We start from the raw sequence: 20702 nt of genomic DNA, 5'->3' as shown, positions 1-20702 counted from the left end.
TAAAAAAGGCAATCTTAAAATAAGATTGCCTTTTACTTTTTATACAATTTAGCTAAAAAGCTATATACGATAATCAATCAAATAAGTTGGTTTTCTTTTATTAGGATTAAAAACAAGTTTAGCTAGTGTTTCTAATTCACAAAATTCGATTGTAGGAATAACCCTCAATTTAGATTGCAAATAAGATTTTACTTTATTTAAAAACTCTTCAGAAACATCATCTGAAGCTATTTTTACGCATATTTCATCGTTACCAATATCGTTGGTATGCAATTCTACAAGGTATAATTTAATCGAATCAAAAAAGTTTAAAATATCAAATATTGCTGGCGGGTAAATGCTTGTTCCTTTATATTTTACCAATTGTTTTTTTCTTCCTAAAACAGGTCCTACCCTTTTAGTGTTTCTTCCACATTTACACTTTTCAGAAAACACGGTTACTATATCGCCTGTTTTAAAACGCAGTAATGGCATTGCCTCTACTCCAAGTGTTGTGATTGTTAGTTCTCCTTCTTCCCCATCTTTAACAGGGTTATTTTGATTGTCTAAAACCTCTATAATAATTAATTCAGGATGAAGGTGACCTGCATTTTGATATGCACACTCGGTAAAAGCAGTGCTCATCTCGGTAGATGCATAGGTAGAATACAGGTTTACATCCCATTTTTCTAAAATTCTATTTGCTAGTACATTATTCTCTAAATCTGCTGTACGTAGGGCTTCACCTATACATATTATTCCTTCTACTCCTAATTGATTATAATCAATTTGGTTTGCCTCTGCATAGGCTATCATTTTCAATAAAAAAGAAGGAACTGCTATAAGGTATTTTGACTTATGTTCTACTATAGAATCCCATTGTAATTGCGGATTTCTTGGCCCTATACGTATTACTCCGGCACCAATTTTTCGCAACCCTAAAAAATAGGCAAGTCCTGCTACAAAGCCTCTATCTATAGTTGTCATTAATTGTACCACATCGCCTTTTTTTATTCCTGCGCAAGCTAAGGATATAGCTTCATTATAGGCAAGTCTATCCAAATCATTATTGGTAAGTCCTACAACCACTGGTTTTCCTAATGTTCCTGAAGTAGTAGCATAATCTATAATTTCATGTTTTGGAACGCAAAGAAAATCATAATTATGCTGCTGTAAATCTGTTTTTGTAGTTACAGGAATTTGTTGTAAATCTTCTAGCGTTTTAATCTGCGAAATATCAATCGCATTATCAGAAAACATTTTTTTGTAAAACCTCGATTTTTCTGCTAGATATGTTAATAATTCTTTTAATTTTTCTTCTTGAAAAACTTTTATTTCTTCGGCAGATGCTAATTCTATGGGTGGAATCATCTTAATTTTCTATCTATTTTATGCAAATACCTTTCAATAGTTTCTCTATCGGGCAAGGTAGTTATTTCTTTAGTGAGTGCTTTATTAAATTCTATCTGAGCCGCTTTATAATAGCCTTTCTCAAAATAATATCTCCCAATATTACTATAAACTTTCCAATATTCTGGATTTAAATTTTGGTAATGTTGAATAGCGGCTGGGCTTAAGTTTATTTCTCCCAAAATTGCTTTGGTTACTCTCCTATCTTTTTTTCTAAACAATTCATAATCTAGGTATTGTACTGAATCTAAAAAGTCATCTTTAGCAATGTTTAATTTTTTGATATGTTGAGAAGTAAGTATTTTTTTCTTGTTTGAAAAAATTTCTTGTAAATCGTAAGCTACAAATTCTCCCAATTGATATGGGTTTGAAGAAACCCATATCAATAAATCTTCTGGCTGAAAAATAACAGCATGATGTGCTAGCAATTGATTTAAAGCTTTTTCATTTCCATAACCAATTTTTTGGTCAGCTAGACCTTCTTTATTACGTAATAAATCTGCTATTTTCTGAGGATTCATTACAGGGTTCTTCCTTAAAATTTCTTCAATTTTATCAAAACGGTATTGTGAATGGCTCTCTATAATATGCTTCTTATTGTTTTCATCCTCCGCATAAGCTTTGCTTCTAAAATGATTTGTACAAATTAATTTATTAGCCATTTCAAAAACTCCGAAATTATCTGAAGATACCTCAATAAGCACTGCTTTTTTATCTTTTGCACTGCTCACCATAAGGGCTTCCGATACAAATACTGCACGTTTTTTAGCAATTGCTATAGCCTGCTCTATAGTTTCTGCATATTGTAAAATTTCTCTTGCTACTATAGATATTGGTGTTTTTGCCGCCAATGGAATATCCGATTTCCCCGCATTCAAAGTTATTGTTAATCCTGCTGTATTCATCCCCGAAACTACTCCTGCCATTCCTGCCCAAGTAACGCTTGCAAAAGGATAACCTTGAGTTGGTTTTACAAAAGCAATAATTTTATTTTCAGCAAATTTATCCCCCGCATAAAAATCAAAGTTTCTTCCTAAAAGCAGTTTTCCATCCTGTGTATAATTTCCCCAAAGCGCTAAAGATGAACAACCAACTAAAGCTAAGTCTTGCATGGCGTGCCCAATATCATGTGCTCCATGTAAATATAAATTTCGTAAATATTTTGGCGCTATATAATTATACTTATCAGAAGCGTATTGTGAAATCCCATAAATTTCGGTTTTATATTCTTCGGGAATATGTAAATACATTTTTCGATTATACCATTTCAAAAACTGCCGAAGCATGTTTTGTTTAAATTTTGAAGGAACAAGTTCTTCTACTTTTTCAAAAAATACTTCTTCTTGGTAATGGTATAAAGGCTCATAAAGTGCTCCTGTATTCAATCCTATTTCCATAGGGTTTCCCGATACATACAACTCCCATTGCCCAAACTTATTTTGTAGAAGTGAATTGTTTTTTGTGGTAAATAAAGAATCTGAATGTTTAATTACCTTTGGTATTTTATAATCATACTTAGAAATTTCAGGTTTATGTTTAATAGATTTTGAAATTCCACAAGAACACAGAAGCAATGCAAATAGGTAATAAAACAAGTTACGAAACATCATTTTCTTCTTTGTTTTTCTATTTCTAACACCTCTTTATTTATTTTATCTACCAAATATTGTTTTCCTATAATTTCGGTACAAGTTAATACCGCTCCAATAGTTACTCCTAAAACACCATGCATATTGATACTTTGCCCTGTCATAAATAAATTTTCGAGCTTTGTTCGTGGGGAGATAAAGGTTTTTAACGGATTTTCTGAATCTTTTACATAGCCATATAAATTTCCTTCAAAACCACCTATATAATCTCTGTACGACAGTGGTGTAGAAGCATAAACTGCCTTGATATTTCCTTTTATATGAGGGAGTCTTTTTTCTATTTCTCTCATAAAAACCTGTGTTTTTTCTTGCTTAAATGCTTCGTAAGCTTCTCCTCTATTAGAAGGATTTACAATGGTATTCTGCGTATTTTGCCATGCCTTAAATTCAGAGAAATGCAGGTAGGTAATCCCGGTAAGGCTTTCTGCCCATAGTTGGTTTTCTTCCGAGATATTCATTGAAAGCATAAAAGCTTCTGGCCAAGATTCTGCGGTATACTCGTTAGCATTCCATACGCGCGTACTATCTTTAAAATGGTAGTTATTATGGTTTACATATTTCACCGTATTAGGCTTCAAAACTACATAAACACTAAAAGCGGCAGGCAAAACCTCTAACTCTTTTATACGGCGGTAATAAGGTTTTCTAAATTTTTCTTTTCCTACCATATCTAAGGTGGTTTTTGGCTCTATATTAGAGATAAAAATATCTCCGTAATAAGCACTTCCATCTTTTGTATTGGCAGAAATTATACGTTTTCCTTCAGAAGAAAAATTGACAACCTCTTTGCGTTTATAGACCTCTCCTCCGTATTTTTTAAGTTGTTTTATAAGCTGTTTTGTTATTTGGCTTCCGCCGTTTATGCATCGCCAAGCACTTTGAATGTAGGAATTTACCGAAAGCGCATGTACATAAAGCGGAGTTTTATCTGGAATTCCTGCATATAAAAAATTAGAACCCGCCAATACTGCTCTAAGTTTTTTATTATCGGTAAGTTCTTCAAAATATTTTTGAGCGTTGATGGAAAGTATTTCTATAGGATGACCATTGCCATAATCTAAATTATACAATGGGAAAGCATCGCAAATTTCTTGTATTTTTTTACAATATTCTTTTATGGCAACTTCTTCTTCTGGGAAATATTTTAATAATTGTTTAGTGAAATTTTCATAGCCTTGTGCATGTGGATATTCTACATCAGCATCTCCGAAGGAAATAACATCGTAAGCATCTTCATCCATCTTAGAAAGTTTTAAGGCATCCATTATCCCTATATAACTAAAGTATTTATTTAGGTTTTGCCCTTCTCCCAACGCACCTATATAGTGAATCCCTGTATCAAAAAGCTTTTTATCGCGAGCAAAAGTTTGTAAATTCCCTCCAAATTGTTGGTTTTTTTCAAGTACACAAACTTTTTTTCCTTCTTTGGCTAAAATTATAGCAGAAGTAAGTCCGCCCAAACCGCTTCCTACAATAACAACGTCATATTTTTTTTCTGTTTTATTCATTTCTTCTAAAACCTCTTATGCCGTTTTGGTTTATAAATGCCGTAAATTCATTTAAATTCTCTATAGCAGCCGAGTTTGCTTTTTCTATTAAAATTACTTCTTTTACAGCAGACGGAATTACAATTTTAACTGCTAATTCTGCCGAGATTAATAAAGTATGTATATTTTCGTCTATACCAAATGTTTCTTTATAACTAATATTACTCCGACCTACGGGATAATTATTTTTTGCCACAGCTCTTTTTTCAGCATCTTTTATATATGTTGAAATTTTCCGTGTTGGATATTGCCAAGTCAACAATAAATCTATTTCGCCATAATTATCTGCAATATGATAAATCGTAGCTTTACTCTCTATTAAAGTCGCTAAGGCTAAATAAGTTAACTTATATTTTTTAACGCTTGTTTTTACTGCCTTTATAACGGCAGATTCCTTATATAAATAAGCTAAAAAGAGTTTCTTTTTGAAATAGTTCTCATCTTCTATTTGTTTTCTTAATTCATCAAATTCTGCTCTAAAATAGCGATTTATTTTTTTTGTTCGTTCCGAATAAGTGTTTCCAAAATTGGTATTGGACGGCGATATTCTATCACCTGTCTTAACCGTCATACTCCCATCGTAAATAATATAATCATTTCGTGGTAAAACTTCCGAATTCCCGTGAACATAAATAGGCAAAATATCAAGCTCAAATTGTTCTGCCAAGTAAAATGCGCCTTTATGAAAACGTTTTATGGTATTATCTTCCGAGCGAGTTCCTTCGGGGAAAACCATAAGAGAATACCCTTGCTTTACCTTTTCTCGTAAATGTTCTACACTGCCATCAACTCCTTGAGAAACGGGATAAAAACCAGCCATTTTTACAATTTTTCCAAATACGGGAGAATTATAAACCCAATCGTTAACCAAGAAAATAATATTAGCGCTTACCATACTTAACGTAAGCGAATCTAAAAATGAAGTATGGTTTGATATAATAACGGCGGGGTTAGAAAAATCTTCTCGGTTGGGATTTAAAATTTCTTTTTTAACAAATGGGTTAAAATATAAAACTGAAGTCAAAAACTTAGACATTAATTTTCTTAAAAAACGCATCTTTCTTTCTTCATTCCCAGGAAGTATTTTAACAAAAAATCGACCTATTACCGATAAAATTATACTCCCGCCTCCGTAGTATAAAAAAGAAAAAAACGAGTGCAGAAATAACCTTAAAGTTATGGGAGACTTATGGTGTTTTGTTCGGTTTGTGATGCATAATTTAAATACGATGGGATAAAAAACAAACGTAATAACTAATGCCGAAAAAACACCTATTAATGATAAAACAGAAATTGATTTTAATGCAGGATGCGCTGCAAAAACAAGCGCACCAATAGCCAAAATTGTAGTAATAACAGCCAGCAAAATAGAGGTTCTGTAAGTGGGCAACTCATTTTTACCGTAGGTGTGTTCTTTTTGTAAGGCATTGGTCATAAAAATAGTAAAATCTATTCCATGCCCAAATATGAGTGTAGCAACAATGCTGCTAAAAATATTTAACTGAATATTTAAAAGCCCCATTACTCCCATAATGATAAAACCTGTTAGTAAAATAGGAATAAGGCTAATTAACACCAATTCTATACGGCGGAAAAAATACCATAGAATTAATACAATGGCAATGAAAGAATAATTTATCAACCGGTTAAAATCGTCTTTTAAATGTCCTAAATAGGTTTCGTTAAGTTGCTTTCTATCTATTACAAGTAAATTATTCTGTTTTGCTTCTATCTGCTTGATAGCCGCAGCTCTTTTAGCATCATCTACCTTAACTACCGAGGTTATGGTATAAAAGCCGTTTTTTTCGCTTATAAACTCTTCGGTAAAAAAAGCTGGAATTTCAGCATACTCTTTCAACTTAACAGGTTGCTGTTGTGTTGTTAAAAGCGTAAAGAATTTTTGGTGAGTTTCTGCTTTAAAACCAAGCGGTTTACCTGCGTTTATAATGTTTTGTTTAAATTTATTTACCTTGTTTTCATCCCAAAATTCATTCCACTTTTTTATTCGTTTCAATTGCTCTTTATTAGATAAAACGATATTTGATAACGAATTAAAATCTATTATTTTTTCTGCTAATTTAAATTCTTCTAGATTTTCCTTTAACTCCTCGTTTCTCTGTAAAACTTGCTCTTTATCTTCGCCATAAGCAACTACATATAAAGATTTTGAGGTAAGATTGGTTGAGTTTTCGAGCTTTTTTTCTACTTGCTTAATTTCTGCTGGGATGTAATTTAGTTTAGATAAATCATTATCAAAACTAACATTTTTGTAGGTAAAAAAACTTCCTATAATAAGGAGTAAACTGCCAATTAGTAATACTTTATTTTTTTCAAATGAAAAGGAAGCAATTTTATCTAACATTGTTTTTCTAGGTTGCCCCGTTGTATTGCTTACTTTATAGAGATGAGGGATTATAACTATCGAGAATAATGCTGACATTACAACCGCAATTGAAGCAAAAAGCCCTAAATCTTGTAAAGCTTCAGACTTTACAAAAAACAAACACAAAAATGCCACTGCCGTTGTTATACTACTCATTATCAACGGGCGTGTAATATCTTTATACAACAAGCTTATATCGGCGTTGTTTTTATAATGTGTAAGAATGTGCAACGAATAGTCTACCGTAATTCCTAACAAAACCGCTCCTATACTTATAGAGATAGCCGATATACTATCTTTAAAAAAATACAAGCACATTAATGCAAAAAGCCCTCCAAAAACAGATGGTATAAAAATAATAACGGGAACATACACTTTTCTGTAATACAGCATTAATAAAAGTATTAATACGCTTATAGAGATAATTACTGTAGTTAAAATATCTGTTTTTATTTGTTTAGCATTAGCCACTGCGATGAATGAAGCTCCAAAATAATCTATTGTTGATTTTCCTAAAAGTTGCGTATTAATTTCGTGCTTAAGTTTATTAAGCTCTTCAATAAAATTGGTGTTTTTTTCTGTTTCACTCCCCGATAAAACAGGATCTATAAACAACAAAAGAGATTGCTCATCTTTAGTTACAATATACCCATCTATTAGTTTAAAATTATCTGAAATACTTAATTCCTGAAGCTTTTTTAGTGCTACAAACGAGACTCCTAACGGATCGGCTACAATAAAATCTTTAGCAATAATGCCCGTTGGGGATAATAGTGTTTTAAAATTTTGTTCTACCTGAACATTAATACTATCTCTTGCTAATTTTTGTTCGATTTTAAGGTAATCGGAATCATCTAAAAAAAGAGGCAAATGTGTATAAACAAAATCGAAGGTTTGTTTTATATTTTTTTCATCTACTCTTCCTTGAACATTTTTAATATATTGGTTACAACAAGCTAATTTATCGAGAAATAAGCGAGCTGTTTGGGTTAAATCATCAAGGCTTCCTTTATCCTCTCTAGAAATTAATACCGTAATTTTATCAGAGAATTTAAGCTGTTGTACAACTTTGGTAGTAATATTTCCCTGTTCACTTTTAGGAATTATTTTAGTAATATCTTCTTCAAAAGTAATTTTAGAAGCAAAAAAAGCAACCACAACAAATAAACACAGGAAAAATAAGACCGAAAACCTATAGTGTGCCTTTATTGAATGATAAATTTTTATAAAAAAAGAAGCCATTAATAATAAGAGGTTATGTCTTTATTTGTTTTTTATATCAACCTACAAATGTATGAAAAACCTGTAGGTTTCTTTAAATTAAACGAAAATGAAATAAATTTTTAGTAGTTATAATTCTACTTATTTATTTTCTTTTAATTGAACTATAAAAAAATAGTATTTAATGATAATTATCATTTTTATAAACAAAAAACTTCACTTATTTCGTATTTTAAATAATAAAATCATACCGATATGATACTGCAAAACCTCCCTCTTTTCGATTATAATAATGGTACTTTTATGATTATTATTTTCGCTTTAGTTTGTGTTGCTTTGGTAGTTGCTCTATTATCTATGATCAACTCAGGAAAGAAAGTAGACGAAGACGAAAATCAGCAAGATAACTTTGTTAACTCTGATAGCAACAATACAGAAAACGAAAAAGAATAAGAAAATTTCTTTTGAGATAGTTTTTGTAACCAACCAAATTATCTTAGCAAAACACGCTTTTACATTTTTTATTCGTATTAGCGTGTTTTTTATATTTTGGCAACTGTCTTTTTTTCAGTTAACGTTAAAATAAAAAAACTTGTTACTCCAAAAATAAGCGCCATGCAAGTGGCTAAAATTACTCCGCCAATAAGGTATTGGAGAAAGTGGTCCTGAACCATTTCAAAATTAATATCTTCTTGAAAACTAAAGGTAGATAAGCCTGGAGCCACCCACGCTCCTACCTTAAGGGATAGCCAAATAATAAAAGGAATCATAGGAGGGATACTAATGTTAGAAAACGTAAAGGCCAGTACTTTATTCCACTTAAACAAAACCGCAAAAAACATGGTTAAAAAGGTTTGAAAACCCCATACAGGCAAAATTCCCATAAAAACACCTAAAGCTATAGAAAGTGCTTTAACATGTTTAGAATCCTTACTTCCTAAAAAATCTTCAGCTATAAATTGCTTAAAACTTTTTTTTTTGAAATTTCTTAAAAAATTTCTAGGGATAATATATAGAAACGTTACACACACCAATACGGTATTTAATATGCTGATGCGTACAAAATCTTTAAACGGACGAAAATGAGAAACACGCTCATCCATATCATAGAGTACTTTTACCGGTATGTTTTTCACCTTTACACCTCGCCAAGATGCTCTTACAATAACCTCTATTTCAAATTCAAATTTTCTTGTATAAAAGGTTTTAGGCAACTGCTTTAACGGGTATAATCGGTATCCTGATTGGGTATCTGCGAGTTTTATTCCTGTTTCAAACCAAAACCAAAAATTAGAAAACCTATTTCCAAAACTACTTTTTTTCGGAATTCCTTCTTGGTTCATGTTTCTGTTTCCGATAAGTAGAACAGGTTCTTTTTCTTGTTTTAAGGCATTAATAAAGTTCAAAATATCTTCTGGGTAATGTTGCCCATCAGAATCTATGCTAATGGCATAGTCATAACCTTGTACTCTTGCTTTTTTAAAGCCTTCAATCAGTGCTTTTCCTTTTCCGTAATTTTTAGGAAAATGTATTTTTTGTATTGTTTTGTATTCTTCTAAAATTTCTGAAGTTGCATCGGTAGAGCCATCATTAACAACAATTACAGCGTTTGTGTATTGTAATACACCATCTAGCACTCTTTTTAATGTTTTTGCGTTATTGTATGTTGGTACAATAACAACTACGTTGAGGCTTTTTATATCTTGTTGTAATTGAGAATCAATCAAAGATTAGTTATTTAAAAGATTTTGATTGTTTTATATATCGGGCTATATATTGTTTTAGCTCGGCATCGGTTATGTTTTTTAGCCCTTCGCGTATTTGTGCTACATCATCTAAAATATTGGCATTATATCCTAATGCTTTAGGGATATTTTCTTGAATACTTAAACGTATTAAACGTATTTCTATATTACCTGGTTCTTTTACAGCTGCATTATCTATAAGTTTAGCACCTTTCATAAAAAACTGTTTTCTAAGTTTTCTTTCAGAAGTAGTTTTGGATTGTAAGATATATGAAGCGCCTTTATACGCTTGTAATATAGGTGTGGCAGTATCGGTTTTTTGCATATAAGCTACAAAAGCCTTTTGTTTTGCTTTAGATGTTGTTAATTCTACATATAAGCTACGTATCTCGGAGAGGTTAGTACTTGATAAAAAAACAATAAATAATAGACTAAGAGTTTTCAGCTGTAACATGATTACTTTTTAAAAATATTTAATTTTCAAATAAACTAATAAAGGGTAAATATGTTATAAAACTTTATACGTATTGGTAAGTTTTAATGCGATAGTATCGCCAAAAAATGTAGTGTTTTTAACCTTTACTTCATCTTTAGTTTGTACTAAATCTAAAATTAATTTAAGTTCTGGTGTTTCCTCTGGATTAATCAGCGCCATAAACTTTACATTAACTGCTTTTGTAAGAAACAGTTCCTCCCCTACTATTTGTTCTGTTAGCTCTTTTATTATTTGCATCATTCCTACTCCTGGTGTAACAGGGTTTCCAGGAAAGTGTCCTTTAAAAATTTCGTGCTTTGCATTAAGGTTTATACTAACCGAATAAGATGCATCGGTTATTTTGTCTAATGTGTTTATTTTATAGAAATTTTGCAACAACATGTACTACTGTTTATTTAGATCGAAGGTGTAAGATAAGCCTATTTGGAACAAAAGGTTGGTATTATAATCGCTATAATCATCATAGTGATTATGATAGAAATAATCGGACTCAAATACATCTATAATGCCTTTTTTAATCCGCGCTTCGAAAGTTAAATTATTAGTAACGCTATACCCTAAACCAAAAACAAAAGCTAAATCTACTTCTGAGTTAGAATATCTATTGGCATCTGTTTCAATATCTATAGTTGGTCCTATATGAAAATTAAATCCGCTAGGTAGGTTTAGTTTATTTATCAAACTTAGTGAAACGTATGAAATTGTTAGGTTTCTTTTTTCATATACATTTACTTGTGCTTTATAATCATAATATTGCATAGAGATATTGGAAGCGCCTTGCCTAGTATAATTAATCTCGGGTTGCATGGTGTAAAAACGACCTAAGTTTAATTCTCCCAAAACGCCTACATAAAAATCGGTTTTAAAATCTGAATTTGTTTGTGTGATTTTAGAAAAGTTAGCTCCCGCTCTAATACCTGGTTTAAAGGAAACTTGTGCTTGTGTTGCCGATATTCCCATGGCTAGTAAAGCAATTAATAGAATTATTTTTTTCATTAGAAGGTTATATTTTTATCATTTTTATAAGAATAGGAAGGTTATGATGTGAAATTATCAATTTACCTACAAACGTATCTTTTTCTTCCTCAAATTCAAATGTAATCTTTTCTTTTGATTTTTTTGTAAAACTAAGTTTATATAAAAAATTCTTCGTTTTATTTATGTGCAAAAATACAGTTCCTTTATTTTGTTTCCCAGCATAAACCACTTGATTTTCCCCTGTAAAGGTTTTATCTACCAAATATGAAGGATATAATAGCAACCTAAAATCGGTCTCTAAAATTTTTAATAATCGTTTATTTTCTAAAGCTTCTATAATAAAATTTACTGTAAAAGCTGTAGGACTCACCTCAAAATCAATCAGTTTATTCCCAAAATTGGTTGTTAAAACAACACGATGCTTTTGATTGTCTATTTTTTTTATAACAAAAACCCCTCCTAACTTATTCCCAAAAACCTCAATAGATGTTTTATACACATAGTCTTGGGTTATGTCAGAAAAATATGGATTTATATAATTTTTACTTTTAGTTGTTGTTAACACAACATTTTTGGGCTGATAAGTGCCACAAGCCGTAAAAACAAATAGAATACTAATTAGTAAAATCTGATGTGCTAATTTTTGCATTAAGCTGCTGATTTTTAAAAACAATTTTAGTGTAATCGCCCGAAGATTCATTTAATTTTACCTGAGCTACCAATAACTTTGTTAACGGAAAATACATTTCAATCTCATTAATAACTTGTTTTAAGTCTTCAGATTTTGGAACAAATTTAGCAATGTAATGCGTTTTATTTTTATAATAGCTTATGGAAAATTCATTTTCATCAAACATATTACCACTTACGCTTCCCACAATAAGTTTATTTATTTTTTCAAACATTTTATTACTCGAGGCATCAAAACTTGATTTATCTCCTTGATCGTTAATATGAATTTTTCCATCCTTAAAAATTATACTGTATTGATATGGGTTGGTATATTGCCAATGCAACAAATAAGGAGCTTTAAAAACCATATTTCCAGACGTTTCTATATCTTTAGAAAGAAAACCAAGATGCTTGTATTGTACAAAGTTGGTTTTTAAGCTTTTAATACCGCTTGAATGTTTAATCACCTTTCTTTTAAAATCTTCCATTTCGGTAGAAGATAGTTTTTCTTCTTGCGCTAGTGTACTTAGTTGCATTGTAAAAAACAATGTCACACAAAAAAGTACTTGTTGTATTTTAATCATCTGCTAAAAATTTATCGAGATCTTGTAGTTGATATTTTTGTTCTTGTAAGATAGGCAATAATTGTTCCAATACCCTAACTGTTTTTTCCGATGTATCGTGTAACAAGATTATTCCTCCTGGTTTAATTTTTTTTACAATACGATTTAAAATTTTTGTTTCATCTTCAATTACAGTGTCAAGTGAGCGAATATTCCAACCGATTACTTTAAGTCCTGTTTTTTTTACGGCCTGTGCTATATGCGGATTGGTAACTCCAAATGGAGGTCTAAAATAATAATTTTTATTTCCTGAAATTTTTTCTATAATAGCAGTGGTTTTTTTAAGCTCTTCTTCTATTTGTTTTGCTGAAAAAAAACCAAATTTAGAAGTATGTGAATAGGAATGATTTCCTAATTGATGTCCTTGTGCAATAATTTGTTTTGCATATACAGGGTGTTTTTCTAATTGTTTTCCTATACAAAAAAAAGTAGCTTTAGCATTGTATTGCTTTAATAATGCTAATACTTCTGGGGTATATTCTGTAGGACCATCGTCAAAAGTAATGGCTATTTTTTTACATTTAGTCTTCTTTTTATAAATAACCGAAATAAAATAACCTAAACGAATATCAAAAGCTCCCCAAGCTGTAAAACCTAACCACAGTAAACCCACCCATATAACATACTTATATTGCGATAGTAACAAAAGTATTACGAAGAACAATAAAGAAATTACAGTTATGATTTTATGTGGTCTCAAATCTTAGCGGTATAGTTTTTTTACCTTCTCTTGGGTATTAGGATCATTTAGTGCATAAAAAAAATCTAATTGCCATTTTTGCGTGCGTTGCGCCTGTTTATTATTAGGAATATCCCAACTTGGATATACTCTAAAGCCTCGTTTACCTTCTTTATTTTCGGTAGTAATAATTCCTTTTGCTACCAAAACAGATTTTGGAAAAACAAACTGCCCCAATTTATTATCTTTACGAGTATTTACAACATAATAATCAAAATTATCCTTTGTGCAAAAAGGTAGAGTTACTCCTGCTAAGTTACGTTTCCAAAACGTAACAAATTGTCCTATTTTTTTCGGAGTAATTTTAGCCGTTCTGCTAATAACTATTTTATGGTTTAGTATAAACGTACAAGCATCGTATTCTTTACTTTCTTCTTCCTCTTTATAATTAGAAAAATCATAAGAATATTGGTCGTAAATTTTTTGTTTTATTTCAGTTAAATTGGCATTCATAAAAACTAATTCACCGATTTTAACAACACTAAACTATGGTCTAAACCTCTATATTGATTATACAATACAATGTTTCTGTACCCTTTTTTCTCTATTGCATTAATCCTTAAAATTTCAGGAATTTCTTGTTGCCGAAGTATGTTTGCCGCCACCCACAATCCAAATGCAGAAGCTGTATTATATTCTCCGCTTAAATGTTTATAATACAAATGTATAGAATCTTTAAAACCATGCATCGCTTCTTTATAAAAGCCATCAAATTCTACATCGCCATTATTTCCTACAATCAATACATCTATAGCAGAAGTTTCTAAGTTGTTTTTTTCTAGAAAAGAAGCGATAAACGTTGGTAACTCGGCTGAAGTTAATTTATTTCTCAACTGAATATCAACAACTTCTGCATACGTTGATGCATTTTTTGTATTTTCTAATGCAAAAAACGTAGCTCCTTCCGAAAAAACAGTTCCTTTTGTTGTTGGGTTTAATACCGAAAAAGGCACATTTTTTTTATCTTTAATAAAACCTACTAATTCATATAACGAAAAAGTATGCGCTGCATACTCGTCTATTCCTCCTACTAAAACACTTGCTATATCGGCTGCGGTTATTTGCATACAAGCGTCTAATAGTGCCGACTCAAAAGAAACCGCCCCGTTTACATAAGTAAAATTATAGCCTTTACATGCCAATCGTAAAGCTATTTGAGCCGCAACGGTATTATGTGTAGATTGAATAAAAGATGTAGGCGTTAAAAACTGCTCATGATTATCGAGTATGTTTTTCAGGAATTTTTCAGAATCTTGCGAGCATCCCATTCCCGTTCCTGTAATAATTGCTTCTACCTGGGTTAAACCTGCTTCTTCTAAAGCTTTTGCCGAAGTTGCCACCCCCATTTTTATACCTTTTGCCATACGCCTAATCGCTGCAGGCGGAATAAATGCTTTATAATTAGGCTCTGTAGCCCGTAAAATGTTCTCGTTTGGATTAACAGTCTTTAATGAATTTACAAAATCTGACTCAAAAGTATCTTGTGTACTTATTGCCGACAGGCCATTGATAAAGCAATTTTTCATTTATAATCCTTTAAGGTTTAGAAAAAATTAAAGCCGAACAGTTCCCGCCAAAACCAAACGAATTTGATAATACCGTATTTAGTTCTTTTTCTAAAAGTACTGTGGTTGGCTGTATGTATAGTTCTTCCATCTTATTTTTAAAATTTAAATTCGGAAAAACAAGGTTATGTTGCAATGCTAAAATACTATAAACGGCTTCGATAGCCGCTGCTGCCGCTAATGTGTGTCCTGTATATGGCTTGGTTGAGCTAAAATGCGGTACTGCTGTCCCAAAAACGCGTTGCAAAGCATGACCTTCAGATAAATCGTTGTTTGGGGTTGCTGTACCATGTACATTGATATAATCTATTGTAAAGGAAGAAATATTTGCCATTTGTAAAGCTTTTTTCATTGCAAGAAAAGCACCTTCTCCATTGGCTGATGAGGCTGTTTGATGGTAAGCATCATTAGCATTTCCGTAGCCAGAAAGATAAGCCAAAACTTCCTTATTTGTTTCTTTTATAACTTTATCTGATTCTAAAACAAGGTAAGCAGCTGCTTCCCCTAAGTTTAGGCCTTTTCTGTTTTCATCAAAAGGAGTATTGTACGTATCAGATAAAATCATCAAGGTATTAAACCCATTAATGGTAAATTTACTCAACGCATCGGTTCCGCCTACAATAACCCTATCTAATTGCCCAGAAGCTATTAATCTTGCGCCCATCATTATAGCATTAGCAGCCGATGAGCAAGCTGTACTTATGGTGGTTACCATGCCTTTTAATCCTAGTGCATCGGCTATTTTATGAGAAACATCGCCAGCATCATGCGATGTAATAAATTTTCTAACGCTAGGGTCTTCAAAGTATTGATAGAAATACTGTTCGGTTTTATCCATGCCGCCTACACTGGTAGCAGAAACTAATCCCGTAGCGTACGCGTTAATATCGGAAATATTGGCATTTTCTACCGCTTTTTTTGCCGCATAAGCTCCTAAAAGGCTTGTTCTTGAAAAGTTATGGGTTTCAGGTAATTTTAGCATTGCTGCCAATGCGCTATCCGATAGTTTTATTTCTCCTACTTTTAAAACGCCTTTATGAACGCTATTGGAAATATTTTCTAAATTAGAAATTCCTGCTTTACCACTTTTTAAAGCAGCAAAATTTTCGGCTACTGTGTTCCCAATAGCCGAAATAATTCCCATTCCTGTAATCGCTATTTTCATAAGTATATAGGCGTTTCAGAATCTAAAAATAATTTATTTTGTTCTGTTTTGTTCAATGTAAGTAGCCATGGTTTGGATAGATTGAAAAATGCTTTTTCCTTCCTTAGGGTCTGTTAGCTTTATTCCATAATCTTTATCCATAAGCACGATAAGCTCTAGTGCATCTATAGAATCTAGCCCTAAACCGTCACCAAAAAGCGGGTCGTTATCGGCAATTTCTTCTACCGATAGGTCTTCAAGGTTTAAGGTTTCTATAATTTTTGTTTTAAGTTCTAGCTTTAAGTTATCCATATTATTGTGTGTATATTTTTGTTATATTTTCTAAACTATGTACTTGTTTCCCTTCTTTAGAGATTAAGTACATGGTGGCTTGGTAATCTTTCTTAAAATATTCTACCCATCCCCAAAGTACCTGTGTTGTTTTTTTTGATTGTATTAAAAATTCTGAATATTCTTTTAAAAATTTCGGATTAAAATCTTCAAATATAAAGAAAGAATTTTCTGCATACAATTTATGTTTTATGCTTATTTCTCCTATACATATATTGGGTAAGGTATACACAAAAACCGCTGGACTTGGAAAGTAATTTTCCTTATCTGCAATGGTTTCTTGGTATGTAGCATCTGTGTCTAACGAGGATGATTTATTGGCTAAAATCAAAGCAATATCATTATCTGTGGCATTTAATCCTTGCTTTTTTAGCAATAAATCTGCTCCCAAAAAAGCAAGTTTGCTTAAGTTATCCATCTTGAAAAATTTAGGGTAATTTATCTCGAAATTTTTATAAGCTTCTTTAGAAAAGGCTGTAAAACCATCTGTTGCAGAAGAAAAAACTTCTGTTTCATCCAAAACAATTTTATGCTTTTTAATACTAACACTCGACTTTATGTAAAAATTATTGTTCAATGCCTAATATTTATTATTAGTGTGTTTATTTTTCCTGTTATAAGATTTAATTCATTAGCTTTTCAAATACCATAGCGGTATTGCACCCGCCAAAACCAGAAGCTGTTTTTAGAAAATACGTAGTTTTAACTTCTTTAGGTAAAGTATAAATAGTAACAGGTTGCGAAACCCCCATTTCTTTATAGCCTAATGAAGGTAGAATAGTGTTTTGTTGCAGTGCTTCGATACTAATTACCGTTTCTAACAATCCCGATGCTCCTAAAGTGTGCCCATAATTAGCTTTTAAGCTAAAAAGTGGTTTATCTAGAAGGTTTGAACGCCCAAAAGCGATGGCTTCCATTTCGTCATTATACAAAGTGGCTGTTCCGTGAGAAGAAATAAAATCGATATCTTCTGATGGGATTTCAGCCTCGTTTAAAGCGGCTTTTATACTTCTAAAAAGCCCCTCTCCTGTTCGAGATGGTCCCGAAATATGATTTGCATCGTTAACAGAAGCATCGCCTGCTATTCTCACTAATGCTGTTTCTTTTTTTAAGGTTAAATGTGCTGCTGCTACAGCCTCCCCTAGATTAATCCCTTTCCTATCTTTATCATAAGGTTTGCACAGTTGATTGCTTAAAGCTTGAAACGAATTAAATCCAGAAATCACAAACTCAGAAACTTCGTCTGCTGCCACAACAAAAGCTTCTTCATATTCTGAAAATTGCAACATTCGCTTAGCTACCGATAATGCCATAACTCCCGAAACACATGCATTTGACACTACAATTGGTTGGGTTGAAAATCCAAAAAAATTGGCTATTTTTTGTGCTAATTTCCCCAAATTAGCTTCAGCAATGGCTGTATTCTCTTGTAGTAGCTTAATGTTTCCTTTGGTGCTCGATAAAATTAATACCGATTTATTGGTAATTTGCTTTCCTTCTAATACAGGTTGTAAAGCCAATATAGCTAATTTTTCTAAACGTGTATAAGTGCCCTCTGAGGTGAGTTTTGAAAAGTGTTTATCTATTTCTGCATCTAAAATTTCGGCTAAATATATTTCTGGAAATTGGGCATACGTATTGGTTGATGAAACCCCTGTTTTTTTTTCTAAAACTGCTTTAAAATTTGATTGCACATCAAACCCTAAAGGCGTAATACAGTTGGTTTTGGTAATGTATACTTCCTTACTCATTTATTCCCATTTTTTGTTTCCAGTTTTCATAAAACTCAGGATTATTTAATGAAAGGTTTCCTGCTTTATCTAAAAATACTTGGGTTGTTTTTCCTTTACATACTTCCTTATTATTGCTGTTAAAAATTTTATATTCAAAAATCATTTTAGCTGCAGGAGTTGGGATAAGTTTAGTTTCTATACTTGCAGATTCCCCATATTTTAATGATACTTTATGCTCGCATTCCGATTTAACAATTGGTACTACATAACCTTCTTTTTCGATATCTAAATAAGTTAATTGATGTTCTCTTCCAAATGCTTCTCTTCCTTCTTCAAAATAAATCAGGTAATTGCCATGCCAAACAATTCCAAGCGGATCAGTTTCATTAAAGCGTACCCTGAAATGATAAACAGAAGTTAGTGTTTTTAAGTGCTTAGACGGTTCTTTTCTTTTTATCATAAATAACGGAAATGCTTAATGTGGCTATAAAAAACAAAAGTAATAAAATTATATTCGGCAATATATCCCAAAAATTTCCTTGTCTTAAAAGTATGTCATAAAAAGCTTCTAAGCCCCAATTCATAGGAGAAATTTTAGCAAACCATTGCATAACGTCTGGCATTGCAAATACAGGCACCCAAATTCCGCCAAGTGCCGCAAGAATAATTACCGATACAGCTCCAAAAGGAGCAGATTGCTCTTGCGTTTTGGCAAAAGTTCCTAATAAAATTCCAAAACCAATGGCCGCTAAGCCCGAGAATAAAGCGATAAGGCTAAGCCACCCAAAGTTAGTTAATACTAACGGAAGCAGTCCGAAATAAGGAAAAACAAACTTCCCGATGGCTAACATTACCAAAAACTGCAACCAACATATTAGCAAATAAGTTATTATTTTGCCGGTAAGAAATACAATTGGCGATACTGGACTTGTTAATAAGCGTATGTGTGTACCTTGGTTTTTTTCTTTTACCATATTGATAGAAAGCGGAACAACAATAAAAAACATAGCAAAAAGCGTCCAGGCAGGAACATTGTGCTGTACTGAAGTAGGTTTTACCTGATTTTCTGGTAAATTAGGAAGAATTTCTTTAAAAACAATTAGACTCTCTTGATCGAAAAACGAAGCATTATCTTCTTCTGTGAATTGTGCTTGAAAAGCATTATAAATAGATTGATTTTCTATTTGGGTAACAATTTTATCGATGGCGTTTTTTACCCCCGATTTAAAAGATAAATGCGTCGCGGGGTCAAAATACAACTTAATCTCTTTAGTTGTTGTAACTGCATTTGGCGTGGTTTCTTCTGCTCCAAAGCCAAAAGCGCTTATTGCCTTTTCTACATTTTGGTTTACTTTGCTTTCTAGTTCTGTACTCAAATTTTCAGGAAGTACAATTCCCATTTGATATTTTCCTTTAAAAACTAAGTTTTGCAATTCTTCCTCTGAAATTAAATTGCCTTCTCGTTCTGAAATCAAAACAAAGGCATCGCTTTTTGCTAAATTAGAAACAATAGTTTCTGAAATTTTTCCTTTATCATGATCTACAAAAGCTATTTCTATCTTAGTAGAAATAGATTTAAAAGAACTATCTTGAATAAGCGTTACGGTAATAACCAATATAATGGGCATTAAAAAAAGAATAACTAAGCCACCCCAATCTCTTGCTAAAAGCAATACTTCTTTTTTTACCGATTGCCCTATTTTATACATCATCTCGAAGCTGTTTTCCTGTTAATTCTATAAAAACATCCTCAAGGTTTGAGGCGTTTTTTGTAGCGTTAATTAGATTTTTAGGAGTGTCGTGAGCAAAGATTTCTCCATGATCAATGATGGCAATATCTGTACAAAAATTTTCTGCCTCGGTAAGGTGATGCGAGGTATAAACAATGGTTGTTCCTTTTTCATTAAGCTCCTTCAAAAATTCGATAATTACATTTTTAGAATGCACATCTACCCCAACGGTGGGTTCGTCTAAAAATAAAATTTTAGGAGTATGCAACATTCCTACTATAAGGTTAATTCTACGTTTCATTCCTCCCGAAAAAGTAACTATTTTTTTATCGGCAAAATTTAATAGCCCTAATCTTTTTAGTGCTTTATCTACTTTTTGATGTAATTCTTTTCCTTTTAGTCCGTACATACTCGCAAAATATATAATGTTTTCGCGTGCAGTAAGCGTTGGATATAAGGCATACTCTTGTGGTACTACGCCTATTTGTTGGTGAATTTCTTTTTGCTGTTTATTGTATTGTTTATCAAAAATAACAACATTGCCAGAAGTAGGTTTTAATAAGCCACAAAGAATAGAAATTAAGGTTGTTTTTCCTGCTCCATTAGGCCCTAAAAGTCCAAAAATTTCTTTTTCAGGAATAACTAAGCTCACATCTTTAACTACAAAATTATTTGTATGCTGATATTGCTTATATAGGTTACTAATCTCTATTACCGATTTGCTCATCATTATTACT

The 20702-nt window shown here is 32.0% G+C and carries 21 protein-coding genes; 1 reads left to right on the top strand and 20 read right to left on the bottom strand.

Annotated features, from left to right (window positions below):
* Window positions 1-60: 60 nt before the first annotated feature.
* The 4 genes from flxY to GGR32_RS01300 are packed head-to-tail and all read right to left on the bottom strand — an operon-like array spanning window position 61 to window position 8210.
* Window positions 61-1350, bottom strand: a complete 1290-nt coding sequence (gene flxY, locus GGR32_RS01315; protein WP_183475637.1) for a flexirubin biosynthesis putative acyl-CoA ligase FlxY — start codon at window positions 1348-1350, stop codon at window positions 61-63.
* Complete coding sequence (locus GGR32_RS01310) at window positions 1347-2999, bottom strand: C45 family autoproteolytic acyltransferase/hydrolase (RefSeq protein ID WP_343066407.1); 1653 nt, start codon at window positions 2997-2999, stop codon at window positions 1347-1349. The genes flxY and GGR32_RS01310 overlap by 4 nt, the downstream gene beginning before the upstream one ends.
* The gene (locus GGR32_RS01305; protein ID WP_183475636.1) at window positions 2996-4546 is read right to left on the bottom strand and encodes a phytoene desaturase family protein; all 1551 of its coding nucleotides are present in this window, start codon (window positions 4544-4546) and stop codon (window positions 2996-2998) included. Before GGR32_RS01305 ends, GGR32_RS01310 begins: the two co-directional genes overlap by 4 nt.
* Window positions 4539-8210, bottom strand: a complete 3672-nt coding sequence (locus GGR32_RS01300) for a 1-acyl-sn-glycerol-3-phosphate acyltransferase (protein WP_183475635.1) — start codon at window positions 8208-8210, stop codon at window positions 4539-4541. The genes GGR32_RS01305 and GGR32_RS01300 overlap by 8 nt, the downstream gene beginning before the upstream one ends.
* Before the next feature lie 234 nt (window positions 8211-8444).
* On the opposite strand from GGR32_RS01300, the gene GGR32_RS01295 reads away from it, so the two are divergent.
* Window positions 8445-8642: a hypothetical protein gene (locus tag GGR32_RS01295; RefSeq protein ID WP_183475634.1), complete on the top strand. Its 198-nt coding sequence runs from the start codon at window positions 8445-8447 to the stop codon at window positions 8640-8642.
* Between the two features lie 89 nt (window positions 8643-8731).
* On the opposite strand, the gene GGR32_RS01290 is transcribed toward GGR32_RS01295, so the two are convergent.
* The 16 genes from GGR32_RS01290 to GGR32_RS01215 form a co-directional block, all read right to left on the bottom strand.
* On the bottom strand, window positions 8732-9916 hold the full coding sequence (locus GGR32_RS01290; protein ID WP_221403671.1) for a DUF2062 domain-containing protein: 1185 nt from the start codon (window positions 9914-9916) through the stop codon (window positions 8732-8734).
* 7 nt (window positions 9917-9923) lie between these two features.
* Complete coding sequence (locus GGR32_RS01285) at window positions 9924-10388, bottom strand: hypothetical protein (RefSeq protein WP_183475633.1); 465 nt, start codon at window positions 10386-10388, stop codon at window positions 9924-9926.
* A 54-nt stretch (window positions 10389-10442) separates the two neighbouring features.
* Complete coding sequence (locus tag GGR32_RS01280) at window positions 10443-10811, bottom strand: ApeI family dehydratase (RefSeq protein WP_183475632.1); 369 nt, start codon at window positions 10809-10811, stop codon at window positions 10443-10445.
* 3 nt (window positions 10812-10814) lie between these two features.
* Entirely contained in the window at window positions 10815-11426 is a 612-nt protein-coding gene (locus GGR32_RS01275; RefSeq protein ID WP_183475631.1) for an outer membrane beta-barrel protein, read from the bottom strand.
* Between the two features lie 7 nt (window positions 11427-11433).
* Window positions 11434-12057 carry a flexirubin biosynthesis protein LolB2 gene (gene lolB2, locus GGR32_RS01270; RefSeq protein WP_183475630.1) on the bottom strand — a complete coding sequence of 208 codons (624 nt, stop codon included), beginning with the start codon at window positions 12055-12057 and terminating at the stop codon, window positions 11434-11436.
* Window positions 12023-12664 (bottom strand): flexirubin biosynthesis/transport protein LolA2, encoded by a 642-nt coding sequence (lolA2, locus tag GGR32_RS01265; RefSeq protein WP_246415148.1) that lies wholly within the window; start codon window positions 12662-12664, stop codon window positions 12023-12025. The genes lolB2 and lolA2 overlap by 35 nt, the downstream gene beginning before the upstream one ends.
* On the bottom strand, window positions 12657-13316 hold the full coding sequence (locus GGR32_RS01260; protein WP_343066406.1) for a polysaccharide deacetylase family protein: 660 nt from the start codon (window positions 13314-13316) through the stop codon (window positions 12657-12659). Before GGR32_RS01260 ends, lolA2 begins: the two co-directional genes overlap by 8 nt.
* Window positions 13317-13406: 90 nt before the next feature.
* Window positions 13407-13895: a MepB family protein gene (locus GGR32_RS01255; RefSeq protein WP_183475628.1), complete on the bottom strand. Its 489-nt coding sequence runs from the start codon at window positions 13893-13895 to the stop codon at window positions 13407-13409.
* Between the two features lie 5 nt (window positions 13896-13900).
* The gene (locus tag GGR32_RS01250) at window positions 13901-14968 is read right to left on the bottom strand and encodes a beta-ketoacyl synthase N-terminal-like domain-containing protein (protein WP_183475627.1); all 1068 of its coding nucleotides are present in this window, start codon (window positions 14966-14968) and stop codon (window positions 13901-13903) included.
* A 10-nt stretch (window positions 14969-14978) separates the two neighbouring features.
* A complete protein-coding gene (locus tag GGR32_RS01245; protein ID WP_221403670.1) occupies window positions 14979-16172 on the bottom strand; it encodes a beta-ketoacyl-[acyl-carrier-protein] synthase family protein in 1194 nt (397 codons plus the stop codon).
* 33 nt (window positions 16173-16205) lie between these two features.
* Window positions 16206-16463, bottom strand: coding sequence for a phosphopantetheine-binding protein (locus GGR32_RS01240; RefSeq protein WP_183475626.1), 258 nt, complete (start codon window positions 16461-16463; stop codon window positions 16206-16208).
* 1 nt (window position 16464) lies between these two features.
* On the bottom strand, window positions 16465-17022 hold the full coding sequence (locus GGR32_RS01235; RefSeq protein WP_246415147.1) for a 3-oxoacyl-ACP synthase: 558 nt from the start codon (window positions 17020-17022) through the stop codon (window positions 16465-16467).
* Between the two features lie 103 nt (window positions 17023-17125).
* Window positions 17126-18253, bottom strand: a complete 1128-nt coding sequence (locus GGR32_RS01230) for a beta-ketoacyl synthase N-terminal-like domain-containing protein (protein WP_183475624.1) — start codon at window positions 18251-18253, stop codon at window positions 17126-17128.
* Window positions 18246-18695: an acyl-CoA thioesterase gene (locus tag GGR32_RS01225; RefSeq protein ID WP_183475623.1), complete on the bottom strand. Its 450-nt coding sequence runs from the start codon at window positions 18693-18695 to the stop codon at window positions 18246-18248. The genes GGR32_RS01230 and GGR32_RS01225 overlap by 8 nt, the downstream gene beginning before the upstream one ends.
* Entirely contained in the window at window positions 18670-19947 is a 1278-nt protein-coding gene (locus tag GGR32_RS01220) for an ABC transporter permease (protein ID WP_183475622.1), read from the bottom strand. The genes GGR32_RS01225 and GGR32_RS01220 overlap by 26 nt, the downstream gene beginning before the upstream one ends.
* A complete protein-coding gene (locus GGR32_RS01215) occupies window positions 19937-20692 on the bottom strand; it encodes an ABC transporter ATP-binding protein (RefSeq protein WP_183475925.1) in 756 nt (251 codons plus the stop codon). Before GGR32_RS01215 ends, GGR32_RS01220 begins: the two co-directional genes overlap by 11 nt.
* Between the last annotated feature and the right edge of the window lie 10 nt (window positions 20693-20702).

Origin of the sequence: Mesonia hippocampi, from assembly GCF_014197445.1 — a bacterium.
Lineage (GTDB): Bacteria > Bacteroidota > Bacteroidia > Flavobacteriales > Flavobacteriaceae > Mesonia > Mesonia hippocampi.
The sequence above is the reverse complement of the archived record's forward strand: the minus strand, read 5'-3'. Positions and strand labels throughout refer to the sequence as shown.